This is a genomic window from Pantoea sp. X-Soil-YNGN-844 (assembly GCF_059730595.1).
This window is the reverse complement of sequence record NZ_AP036007.1, coordinates 518,338-529,971: the sequence shown is the minus strand read 5'-3', so window position 1 is coordinate 529,971 and position 11,634 is coordinate 518,338. Positions and strand designations below refer to the sequence as shown.

At 58.8% G+C, this 11,634-nt stretch carries 11 protein-coding genes; 5 read left to right on the top strand and 6 right to left on the bottom strand.

Annotated elements, in window-relative coordinates; genetic code table 11:
* Positions 1-77 precede the first annotated feature (77 nt).
* Positions 78-1,817, bottom strand: coding sequence for a penicillin-binding transpeptidase domain-containing protein (locus AC6I8C_RS02350; protein WP_013359930.1), 1,740 nt, complete (start codon positions 1,815-1,817; stop codon positions 78-80).
* 278 nt (positions 1,818-2,095) lie between these two features.
* Positions 2,096-4,369: a molybdopterin guanine dinucleotide-containing S/N-oxide reductase gene (locus AC6I8C_RS02345; RefSeq protein WP_497821493.1), complete on the bottom strand. Its 2,274-nt coding sequence runs from the start codon at positions 4,367-4,369 to the stop codon at positions 2,096-2,098.
* Between the two features lie 192 nt (positions 4,370-4,561).
* On the opposite strand from AC6I8C_RS02345, the gene galR reads away from it, so the two are divergent.
* The 3 genes from galR to nrdG all read left to right on the top strand — a co-directional run bounded on the left by galR (position 4,562) and on the right by nrdG (position 8,377).
* Positions 4,562-5,563, top strand: coding sequence for an HTH-type transcriptional regulator GalR (gene galR, locus AC6I8C_RS02340; RefSeq protein WP_003851033.1), 1,002 nt, complete (start codon positions 4,562-4,564; stop codon positions 5,561-5,563).
* Between the two features lie 211 nt (positions 5,564-5,774).
* Complete coding sequence (nrdD, locus tag AC6I8C_RS02335) at positions 5,775-7,913, top strand: anaerobic ribonucleoside-triphosphate reductase (RefSeq protein WP_497821492.1); 2,139 nt, start codon at positions 5,775-5,777, stop codon at positions 7,911-7,913.
* Positions 7,910-8,377 carry an anaerobic ribonucleoside-triphosphate reductase-activating protein gene (nrdG, locus tag AC6I8C_RS02330; RefSeq protein WP_497821491.1) on the top strand — a complete coding sequence of 156 codons (468 nt, stop codon included), beginning with the start codon at positions 7,910-7,912 and terminating at the stop codon, positions 8,375-8,377. The genes nrdD and nrdG overlap by 4 nt, the downstream gene beginning before the upstream one ends.
* Here the strand turns inward: nrdG and AC6I8C_RS02325 are convergent.
* Positions 8,369-9,004 carry an NAD-dependent epimerase/dehydratase family protein gene (locus AC6I8C_RS02325; protein WP_497821490.1) on the bottom strand — a complete coding sequence of 212 codons (636 nt, stop codon included), beginning with the start codon at positions 9,002-9,004 and terminating at the stop codon, positions 8,369-8,371. The two genes, nrdG and AC6I8C_RS02325, sit on opposite strands and share 9 nt — an antisense overlap.
* Before the next feature lie 144 nt (positions 9,005-9,148).
* Between AC6I8C_RS02325 and AC6I8C_RS02320 the strand changes: the two genes are divergently transcribed.
* Positions 9,149-9,670 (top strand): type 1 glutamine amidotransferase domain-containing protein, encoded by a 522-nt coding sequence (locus AC6I8C_RS02320; protein ID WP_033731332.1) that lies wholly within the window; start codon positions 9,149-9,151, stop codon positions 9,668-9,670.
* 35 nt (positions 9,671-9,705) lie between these two features.
* Here AC6I8C_RS02320 and AC6I8C_RS02315 read toward each other — a convergent pair whose 3' ends face one another.
* Positions 9,706-10,134 (bottom strand): YhbP family protein, encoded by a 429-nt coding sequence (locus AC6I8C_RS02315; RefSeq protein ID WP_497821489.1) that lies wholly within the window; start codon positions 10,132-10,134, stop codon positions 9,706-9,708.
* A gap of 75 nt (positions 10,135-10,209) precedes the next feature.
* Between AC6I8C_RS02315 and AC6I8C_RS02310 the strand changes: the two genes are divergently transcribed.
* Complete coding sequence (locus tag AC6I8C_RS02310) at positions 10,210-10,503, top strand: GIY-YIG nuclease family protein (protein WP_061061462.1); 294 nt, start codon at positions 10,210-10,212, stop codon at positions 10,501-10,503.
* On the opposite strand, the gene AC6I8C_RS02305 is transcribed toward AC6I8C_RS02310, so the two are convergent.
* The gene (locus AC6I8C_RS02305) at positions 10,487-10,993 is read right to left on the bottom strand and encodes a GNAT family N-acetyltransferase (protein WP_497821488.1); all 507 of its coding nucleotides are present in this window, start codon (positions 10,991-10,993) and stop codon (positions 10,487-10,489) included. The two genes, AC6I8C_RS02310 and AC6I8C_RS02305, sit on opposite strands and share 17 nt — an antisense overlap.
* Entirely contained in the window at positions 10,987-11,511 is a 525-nt protein-coding gene (gene ubiT, locus AC6I8C_RS02300) for a ubiquinone anaerobic biosynthesis accessory factor UbiT (RefSeq protein ID WP_497821487.1), read from the bottom strand. The genes AC6I8C_RS02305 and ubiT overlap by 7 nt, the downstream gene beginning before the upstream one ends.
* Positions 11,512-11,634: the final 123 nt, after the last annotated feature.

The window sequence follows — 11,634 nt, the reverse complement described above, 5'->3', positions numbered from 1 at the left end:
CAGGAAAACGCAACCGAATTCGGGGAAGTGCAACGAGGTGTGTATATCCTTCACGCCTCGCTTACACTCTGATTTAACTAAGATTTATCCGAAGGGCTGGCCGCAGGCCTGGTGTAGATGGCATCCGGCGCAACGTTCATGTGTTTCAGTACCGGCCCCATGATGTTGCCGAATACCGGCGCAGCAACCGAACCACCGAAGTGATCGCCCGCCGTCGGATGGTTGATCATCACCACCAGTGCCACTTCAGGATGGCTGGCGGGCGCGATACCGGCGGTGTAGTTGACGTAGCCGCCATCATACTTGCCGCTGGTGCCCATCTTTTCCGCCGTACCGGTTTTGGTTGCCAGACGATAGCCCGGCACCGCCGCTTTCAGTCCGGTTCCGCCCGGCAGGACATCACTCTCCAGCATATGCACCACCTCTTTCACCGTTTCCGGGTTGGCAACCTGCCGTCCCATGACCGGTGGCGTGACGCGGGTGATCGACAGCGGACGGTAAACGCCATAAGAGCCGAGCGTGGCATATTCGCGGGCAATCTGCAGCGGCGTGACGCGCAGGCCATAACCAAAGGAGAAGGTGGCCCGCTCAATGTCAGCCCAGCGGGCACGGTGCAGCGGGAAGTAACCGACGCTTTCGCCGGTCAGCCCTAATCCGGTCGGTTTGCCCAGGCCAAACGCATGATAGGTATTCACCAGCGCTTCTGCGGGCATCGCCAGCGCGAGATGAGAGACCCCGATGTCGCTCGATTTTTGCAGAATGCCGGTCATGGTCAGGCGCGGCCAGTGGCCGACGTCGCGGATCAGGTGGCCATTCACACTGTAAGGCGTGGTGTCGATCACCGAGTCCGGCCGAACCAGATGGCGCTCCAGCGCTTCCATCACCACTAACGGCTTCACGGTCGATCCCGGTTCGTAGCTGTCATTGATGGCCGAGTTACGCATCTGCGCCGGGGTGGCCCCTTCATAGTTGTTGGGGTTGAACGACGGATAAGAGGCCATCGCCAGAATCTCGCCGGTGTCGATCTTCACCAGCACGGCGGCACCCGAGTCCGCCTTGTTGATCAGCACGCCGTCACGCAGTTTGCTGTAGAGCGTGTACTGGTCATATTTATCGATGCTGAGCTGCACTGTTGGCGGCTGCGTCGGCGGCTGGTAGTTGATCATCGCGATGATATTGCCTGCCGCATCCTGACGATAAACCTCTTTGCCTGGCTCGCCCTGCAACACCTTATCGAAGCCTTTTTCCAGCCCGTTCAGGCCGACGTTATCCGCGCCAACGATGCCGATCAGCGGCGCAGAGGCTTCACTCATCGGATAGAAACGGCTGTCGTCATAAACTTCACTGATGCCCTTCAGCTTCAGCTCTTTAATGTCTTTGGCGATGCCCAGTTCGACTTTACGCCCCAGATAGAGGAAGCGACGTTTCGGGTTGGCGGTGATCTGCGCCGCCAGCTCTTCAGGACGAGTGTTCAGCGCCGCCGCAAGATAGGCCCATTTGGCACTGGTAAAATCGGGGTTGCTCTCCAGCACGCGCAGTGGATCGGCAATCACATCGCGCGATGGCACGCTGAGCGCCAGCGCTTCGCCGTTACGATCCAGCAGGGTGCCGCGGCTGGTGGGCAGCGTGACGGTTCGCAGCGATCGCTGATCCGCTTCGTGCTCCAGCATCGGCTGATTCAGGAACTGCAGGTCCGCGACGCGCGCCAGCAGCACCACCAGGCAGGTCGTGACACCGAGGCAGATCAGCCGAAAACGAAAAGGGTTAAAGGGCGCTTTTATCTGGTCTTTTCCCAGTAGTTTTTTAATCCGGGGCATGGCATTCCGCTGCGCAAAATAAAGAGAAAGGGGCTGGTGCCAGCAGTTATAAAGAAAGCGCTGGCCGTATAACAGGAAAACTGTGTATCAGTTCGTTATCGACGGCAGATTGCGGGCAAAAAAAACCTGCGCATCTGCGCAGGTTGGTGTAATCAAGAAAATCTATTGATGTTCACCCATCAATACCTCTGGGACCCTGAATGTAGCAAAGGGGATTGATCGACGGCCATCGCCTAAACGCAACAGTTACCCGCAAAATGTAACCAGCCATGAGATCCTTACGCTATTGTGCAATCCTGATGTTTTTTGATTTCCACCAGGCAACTCATGGCGTTTGGCCCCTGCGTCAGCGACGAGGTGCCGATGTCTAGCGTCAGCACGTTGGGGTTACCCGCGCGATCAAAAGGCTGCCACGCCTTGCCGAAGCCCGGATCAAACCAGGCACCGGTGGCGATAATCACCACGCCCTGCGTTACACCCTCAGTGATGCGCACACCCGCCAGCATCACACCACGGGCGTTGCTCACCTCAATTTCATCGCCTTCCACCAGTCCGCGCGCGGCCGCATCCACTGGATGCATGCAGAGCGTTTCATGTCCGGCCGTTTTGTTGCCCTGCACCGTGTCGGTGGCATCGAGCTGGCTGTGTAACCGGTCGGACGGCTGAATGGAGATCATGTGCAGCGGATAGTCACGGCTGACGGGCGAACCGAGCCACTCCTGCGGTTCACGCCACTCCGGATGACCGGCGAAATCGTCCAGCTGGTAGTCCGCAATGGTCTGGCTGAACAGCTCGATTTTGCCGCTGGCGGTTTTGATCGGATTCGCCTGCGGATCGGCGCGGAAATCCTCCATAAACTGGTAGGGCTTGCCGCCTTCCGGAATTTCCACAAAGCCGCGCTGCCAGAATTCATCAAACTCCGGGAAATCGATGCCTTTGCGCTGATGGGCAGTCGCACACTGCTGATAGAGATGCGCGATCCACTGCATCTCGTTGCGTCCTTCGGTAAAGGTGTCGCGATAGCCGAGACGCTCTGCCAGATCGGCAAAAATATCGAAGTCGTTGCGCGCCTGATGCTGCGGCTTAATCGCCTGATGCATGGCCAGCACAAAGCGGTCACGTGAGGAGCCGCCGATGTCGTTGCGCTCCAGCGTGGTCGTCGCAGGCAGCACGATGTCCGCCATCTGCGCCGCTGGCGTCCAGACGATATCCTGCACCACCACCGTATCGGGCCGTTGCCAGCCCTCCACCAGCCGGTTCAGCTGCTGGTGATGGTGGAACGGATTGCCGCCCGCCCAGTGCACCATGTGGATGTCGGGATAGTGCAGGGTTTCGCCCTGGAAGCTATAGGGCTGGCCGGGATTGAGCAGCATATCGCTGATGCGCGCCACCGGAATCGACAGTCCCGAAGGATTCGGGCCGGTGCTCATCATCGGCGCTGGTCCTTCCTGACGCGGGTTGCCGACGCTGTTCATCGAACCGTGACCAAAGGAGAACCCCGCGCCCGGCAGTCCCGGCTGACCGAGCATTGAGGAGAGCGCAATCATCATCCAGTAAGGCTGCTCGCCGCGATGGGCGCGCTGCACGGAGTAGGAGCAGGTAATAAAGCTGCGCCTGCCGGTCAGTTGCTGCGCCAGCTGCACGATGCGGTCAGCCGGAATGCCGGTGATACGGCTGGCCCAGCCGGCGGTTTTCGCCACGCCGTCGGTTTCGCCCAGCAGATAGGCGCGCAGCTGCGGCCAGCCGGTGCAGTGGCTGGCGAGAAACGCCTCGTCAACCGCGCCGCGCTGGGTGATCTCGTGACCCAGCGCCAGCATCAGCGCCACGTCGGTATTGGGGCGAATCGGAATCCATTCGGCATTAACAAATTCCGGGCAGTCATCGCGCATCGGGCTGATGTTGATGACCGGCGTGCCTTTAGCCGCCAGCTGCATCAGCGCCGGTTTCAGGCTGTGCTGCCCTGCGCCCCCCGAGGCAACCTGGGCGTTTTTCAGCGCCAGCCCGCCAAAGGCGACAAATATTTCGGCATGCTCCACCACCTGCGGCCATTCGGTGACGCGCCCGGTCAGCGGCATATAGGTGCCGATCACATAGGGCAGGAAGAACTGCGCCGCGCCCCAGCTGTAGTTACCCTGCTGATCGACGCCGCCGCCACCCTGAAAGTAGAAGCGACGCACCAGCGTGCGGGCATGGTTGACGCGTCCGGCCGATGACCAGCCGTAGGAGCCGTTGAAAATACCCGACGCACCGTAGCGATCGCGGACACGGCGATTCTCTTCCGCCACCAAATCCAGCGCGGTTTCCCAGTCCACGGCGACAAAATCTTCCCGGCCACGCAGCGTGCGGTCGCTCTTCTCGCGTGACTTCAGCCACGAGCGGCGCACCATCGGCTGGCGAATGCGTTTATCGGAGTAGACCAGCTCGGGAATGGTGTGGATCATCGGTGACGGATCGGCATCGGCGAAGAAAGGTTCGCAGCCAATCAGACGATCGTTTTCAGTGACGGCGGTAAACGCGCCCCAGTGCGCCAGATGTGGCACTTTGGTTTTCATCGTTGTTTTTTTCACGGTAGCCAGGTGGGGAGCTGAGCATAACATGGTGCGACGTCTCAGCAGAAGATGTGCAACAGCGGCCGGTTTTGCCCCTTTTTGCGACAACGCTGGCATTCTGTCGGGTTGATGTGTCCGCCCTTTTCCGTAACACTGATGCGATGTGTAAACGTTTTCCCCAAAGCAGGTCAACGCATGGCTACCATAAAGGATGTTGCGCGACTGGCTGGCGTTTCTGTCGCCACAGTCTCCCGTGTAATCAATAATTCTCCCAAAGCCAGCGACAGCTCCCGACAGGCCGTAGGCCAGGCGATGGAGCAGCTTCAGTATCACCCGAATGCCAACGCACGCGCGCTGGCGCAGCAATCGACCGAAACGCTCGGCCTGATTGTCGGTGACGTCTCCGATCCCTTTTTTGGCGCCATGGTGAAAGCCGTGGATGAGGTGGCAGGCGACACCGGTAACTTTTTGCTGATTGGTAACGGTTACCATAATGAGCAAAAAGAGCGGCAGGCGATTGAACAGCTGATGCGTCACCGCTGCGCGGCGCTGGTGGTGCACGCCAAGAAAATTCCCGACGCAGAACTGGAAGTGCTGATGAAGCAGGTGCCGGGTATGGTGCTGCTGAACCGCCTGATTAAAGGCTTTGAAAAGCGCTGTATTGCACTCGACGATCGCTACGGTGCCTGGCTGGCGACCCGCCATCTGATCCAGCTCGGCCACCAGAATATCGCCTTTATCTGCTCAACCCACACCATCTCTGATGCCGAAGATCGCCTGCAGGGCTACTACGATGCGCTGAAAGAGCACGGTCTGCCGTGCAGCGATCGGCTGGTGACCTGGGGCGAACCGGATGAGGTGGGCGGTGAGCAGGCGATGACAGAACTGCTGGGACGCGGCAGAAATTTCACCGCCGTCGCCTGCTACAACGACTCCATGGCGGCGGGCGCGCTGGCGGTGCTGAGCGATAACGGCGTCCGCGTGCCGGAAGAGATGTCGCTGATCGGCTTCGATGATGTGCTGGTGTCGCGCTATGTGCGACCACGCCTCACGACAGTCCGCTATCCGATTGTCACCATGGCGCAGCAGGCCGCTCAGCTGGCCCTGGCGCTGGCCAACGATCTGCCGCTGCCGGAAGTCACTCACATGTTCAGCCCGACGCTGGTGCGCCGTCACTCGGTCAGCGGCCCGGCCTGACGCCGCGGTGGCGGGTCCGGCGCATCCGCGCTCCCCGCCGCTCCCCCGCACCAGACATTAACCTGCTCTCCCTTTTTATACCCGTCAGCACGATCAACCATGTTGAGCCTTCTTTGTTTCAGGTCAAAGCCGTGCGCATTAATTTTCGGAAATCACTACATGTAGGGGATAGAATTCACGCAACCCCTATATGTAGTTTATGGAGAGTGTAATGGCAACGGTGGTAATCAAGCGTGATGGATGCCGGACAGGTTTTGATGCGCAGCGTATCGAGCAGGCCGTAGCGGCGGCGGCACGGGCAGCAGAGGTCGACGATGTGGCCTGGTGCGCGCAGGTCGCCGAGCGCGTTGCTTTGCGGCTGGCCGATCGTCCCGAAGTGGATATTCGTGAGATTCAGTGTGCGGTAGAAGAGACGCTGATGGCGGGTCCTTACCCGCAGCTGGCACGCGCCTACATTGAATATCGCCACGATCGCGATGTCGCCCGCGATCGTCAGAGCCAGTTACACCACGCCATTCGCGGTCTGGTCGATCAGACCAACGCGGCGCTGCTGAACGAAAATGCTAACAAAGACAGCAAAGTGATCCCGACACAGCGCGATCTGCTGGCCGGGATCGTGGCGAAGCACTACGCGCAGCAGCAGATCCTGCCGCGGGATATCGTTCTGGCGCACGAGCGCGGCGAGATTCACTATCACGATCTCGACTATTCGCCCTTCTTCCCGATGTTTAACTGCATGCTGATCGATCTGAAAGGCATGCTGACCAACGGCTTTAAAATGGGCAACGCTGAGATCGAGCCGCCTAAATCGATCGCCACCGCCACTGCTGTGACGGCGCAGATCATCGCCCAGGTCGCCAGCCACATTTACGGCGGCACCACCATTAACCGCATTGATGAAGTGCTGGCCCCGTTTGTTGAGCAGAGCTATGCCCGGCATCTGGCGATCGCTGAGCAGTGGCAGATTCCGCAGGCTGAGCAGTATGCACGTCAGCGTACGGAGAAAGAGTGCTACGACGCCTTTCAGTCGCTGGAGTACGAGGTGAATACCCTGCACACCGCCAACGGCCAGACGCCGTTTGTCACCTTTGGTTTCGGCCTGGGAACGGACTGGGCGGCACGGCTGATTCAGCAGTCGATTCTGCGTAACCGGCTGGCCGGACTGGGCAAAAATCGTAAAACTGCGGTATTCCCTAAACTGGTGTTCAGCATTCGTGAAGGCGTCAACCGCCGGACGGGCGACGTTAACTACGATATCAAGCAGCTGGCGCTGGAGTGTGCCAGCAAGCGGATGTATCCCGACATCCTCAATTACGATCAGGTGGTGAAAGTCACCGGCTCGTTCAAAACGCCCATGGGCTGCCGCAGCTTCCTGGGCGTTTATGAAGAGAATGGCGAGCAGATCCATGAGGGCCGTAACAACATTGGTGTGATCAGCCTGAACCTGCCGCGCATTGCGCTGGAGGCGGCTGGGGATGAAGCCCGCTTCTGGACGTTGCTTGATGCCCGCCTGCTGCTGGCTAAGCGGGCGCTGATGACGCGGGTGGCGCGCCTGGAGAAGACCAAAGCACGCGTCGCGCCCATCCTCTATATGGAAGGGGCCTGCGGCGTCCGGCTGAATGCTGATGATGAAGTGGGACCTATTTTCCGTAATGGCCGGGCGTCACTGTCGCTGGGCTACATCGGCCTGCACGAAACCCTGAATGCCCTCAGCGGCGGCCACCAGCACCCTTACGATGACGCGGCACTGCGCGCCAAAGGCGTAGAGATCATTGCGTACCTGCGCGCCGCCACCGACCGCTGGAAAGCGGAAACAGGCTACGGCTTCAGCCTTTACAGCACGCCGAGTGAGAATCTGTGTGACCGCTTCTGCCGACTGGATGCGGCGCAGTTTGGCGTGGTGCCGGGCGTTACCGATAAGGGTTATTACACCAACAGCTTCCATCTCGACGTTGAGAAGAAGGTGAATCCTTACGATAAAATCGACTTTGAAGCGCCCTATCCGCCGCTGGCGAATGGCGGATTCATCTGTTACGGCGAATACCCGAACGTACAGCACAACCTCAAAGCGCTGGAGGATGTCTGGGATTACAGCTACGACCGCGTCCCCTATTACGGTACCAATACGCCGATTGATGAGTGCTACGAGTGCGGCTTCAACGGCGAGTTCACCTGTACCAGCCGCGGCTTTACCTGTCCGAACTGCGGCAATCACGATCCGGCACGCGTCTCTGTGACACGGCGGGTTTGTGGCTATCTGGGCAGCCCGGATGCGCGACCTTTTAACGCCGGTAAGCAACAGGAAGTGCAGCGTCGCGTTAAGCATCTGGCCGAAGGGCCGCTGGGATGATGCATATTCACCGCTACTACGATGTGGATATCGTGAATGGCCCCGGCACCCGCTGCACGCTGTTTGTCGCCGGTTGCGAACATCAGTGTCGCGGCTGCTACAACCAGAGTACGTGGCGCACTGACTCCGGCGTGCCCTTTACGCTGGCGATGGAGGAGCAACTGCTGGCGGATTTGCAGGACACACGCATTCCGCGCCAGGGATTATCGCTGAGCGGTGGCGATCCCCTTCATCCGCATAACGTACCGTACATTCGCCGTCTGGTGAAACGGGTGCGACAGACATGCCCCGGTAAAGATATCTGGCTCTGGACCGGCTATCGCATGCAGGAGCTGAATGCGGCACAGCGTGCCGTGCTGGACTATCTCGACGTGCTGATCGATGGCCGCTTTGTCGAAGAGGAGAAGGATGCCACGCTGCAATGGCGCGGCAGCCGAAATCAGATCGTGTGGCAGTTACGCTGAATGACGCGTGATATCGCCCGACTCAATGATGCTGACGCTCTCACCACCCGGCGTGAATGCCTGCTGATGCAGACAGCGTGCCACGTCGCGTGCGTGAACCGCCCGCCAGTTGCCCGGCAGCAGCGAAAACAGCGGTCCCGCCAGGCTTTCGCCCTGTCGTTTCTGCGCGCGATCCCCCAGCAGCAGTGAAGGCCGCACCAGCGTCAGGCGCGGCCAGCCCTGATGGCGCAGCGCATTCTCCATTTCGCCTTTGACGCGATTGTATAAAAACGGTGAGTGACGGCTGGCACCGTGCGCGCTGACCACCAGCATCTGCTTCGCCCCCAGACGTAATCCGCATAACCCGCTGTCCACCACCAGCGTGTAATCGACGTGAATAAAGGCCTGCTTGCTGCCCGCCTGCTTACGTGTGGTGCCCAGGCAGCAGAACACCGTATCCAGCGAACTCTGCAACGGCCCTAGCACATCGGTGAGATCGGCCTCTACCGGGTTCACCACTTTGTGCATTACGGGCAGTGGCCGGCGGGTGGGGGCGATGATCTCATCAACACGCGGATCCTCAATCAGTAAGCGCAGCAGATGCGACCCGACTAAGCCGGTGGCACCGGTCAGTAATACGCGATTCATCTCAGATTCGTCCTTATTTCACTGCTGACAGCTTAAAAGATAGCTGATCTTAACGAGCTGGCTTGCGTTCTCACGCTCAGCGACCAGGCTTACAACGTTATCCGGATAGCGCACCTCGCGCTCCACAAATTTAAGGAGGAAAAAATGAGCAAGAAAGTGGCGGTTTTGATTACCGATGAATTTGAAGACTCAGAATTTACCTCACCTGCGGAAGCCTACAAAGGCGCTGGTTTTGAGGTGGTGACCATTGAGAAACAGGCCGGTAATGTCGTTAAAGGCAAGAAAGGCGAAGCGGAAGTGACCATCGACCGCAGCATTGACGACGTCAGCCCGGCGGAATTTGATGCCCTGCTGCTGCCAGGCGGCCACTCGCCTGACGCGCTGCGCGGCGACGATCGTTTTGTTGCCTTTACCAAAGAGTTTGTCGCCAGCGGCAAACCGATCTTTGCCATCTGCCACGGTCCACAGCTGCTGATTAGCGCGAACGGCGTGCGCGGTCGCAAGATGACCACCGTTAAAGCCGTTGCCATTGACCTGATCAATGCCGGTGCTGATTTCCATGATAAGGAAGTGGTCGTGGACGGCGATAAGCTGGTCACCAGCCGGACGCCAGACGATTTACCGGCCTTTAACCGTGAATCCCTGCGGATCCTCGAAGCGCTGTAAATCCGCCACGCCCTTTTCTGCTGAAAGGGGCGTATCTATTTTTCTCGCTGCCAGGCAATTTTCTTGCCGAATCCCAGCGCATTATCCGTCATCTTCACCTCATCCAGCTCAATCTCCCATAGCGGGGCCGACACTTTGCGTGAGACCGGAAAACGTTTCTGGTAAGCCGCTCTGGCGATCTGCTCTGATGCCTCCTCCAGCCGTGTGACCCGGCCACGATACTGCACTCCTTTAATCAGCAGGACAGTTCTGGGCTGGCCGTTGACGGTGCCTGCAACCTGCGGATTCAGCATCATGAGTTCACCGTGGCGGGTATCAGGTTCGGTCATGATCCAGAAGACCATGCGCGTCTCATCAAAGACGTAGTAGCAGTTAGCGCACCAGAGTTGATCGTCGGCGGTACAGCTGAGTGAAAGCACATGCTGCTTTCGGAGGTAGCAAACCAGATGGGCGTGATCGGACAAGATAAACTCCTGGCGGTGCACCGGAGCGTGAAGCGCGCTACACTGCCCGGCACCTTTTTTTGGGAATAGATTACGATGGGTCAGCAGTGGCAACTCTACATCGTTCGGACGGCGAAAGGGAGCCTGTACACCGGCATCACCACGGATGTGGTGCGTCGGGTTGCTCAGCACCAGAGCGGACGCGGCGCCCGTGCGCTGCGCGGCAAAGGTCCGCTGGACCTGGTGTTTCACTGTGAGGCGGGCGATCGCGCCAGCGCCTCCAGACTGGAGTATCAGGTTAAACAACTGACCCGTCAGCAGAAGTTACTGCTGGTGGCGGGTCAGCCGATCAGCCTGGAGAGCTGGCTGGGTATTACGGCTGGCGATTAAAAGGTTCGGCGTAGTCGATCTGCCCTTCCGCGCCGTCAAAAGCATTGTCCGCCAGACGGTAGACCTGGAACGTTGCCTCTGTTCCCGGCCAGTCACTGCGCAGGCCATGGCGTGCAGCCGGTTCAAAACCAAACCGGCTGAACAGCGCCGGATCGCCCAGCACCACGACCGCGCTGTAGCCAAATTCATTGAGCGTATCCAGCCCCTCATAAATCAGCTTGCTGGCAATGCCCTGACCGCGCAGCGTCTCATCGACGGCCAGCGGTGCCAGCGCCACCCAGCCGCGATCTTCACCCTGAACGCTGACCGGACTGAATGCGGCATAACCCAGCACCTGTCCCTCATCATCCGTGGCGACCACGCCCAGGGTCAGCAGGCCATCTTCACGCAGCGCCTGTGTCAGTTCCGCCTCGGCTGAACGACTGAAGCAGCGTCTGAGCAGTACGTCGATGCCTGCGGCATCAACACCAATTTCGCTACGGATTAACATGCGGCACCCGCGCGCGCCTGTGTGGCCTTCGCGTCCTGTTTCATGCCGGCGTCGACAAATGCCGCCATCTGCTCAATAGCCGTGCGTAACGCGGTGGGCATAGCCTCGGGTTCAATAGCATCCATTACGTTCTTCACCTCAAGTCCCAGTTCTGTGTCGCCTTCAATCACCAGACGGCGTTGAAAGAACAGCATGTCGGGATCTGCTTTACGTGCTGCCACCAGCAACAGATCATTGGCATTGCCCCGAAACCAGACATCCGCTTCGGACTGTTGCAATACCGCCAGTCGGCCATCCTGCAGCGTGGTTATCCATTGCAGATTGAGATCGGCAATCACGATACCCAGCAGGCGACCATTCAGAAAGTCTAACTCACCTTCAGCCAAAGCATGGCGAAATTGCCAGTTTAAGAGTTGTTGCAGCAGCAACTTTTTGACCGGGAATGGGGTAAGTGCTACGGGTAACCCTAAGATTTTTGGACCGTTTTTCACACAATGGGCATGTATCCGCTCTAACACTTTCGTCACTCCCTTCAGAAAATTTTACGTATATTGCCATATCCTTTTCTGCGCGCCTCATCCGGGATCAATAAAAAACGCGGCTATAGAGGGAAAAAAAGCGCCGCCAGGCCGGATGAACTG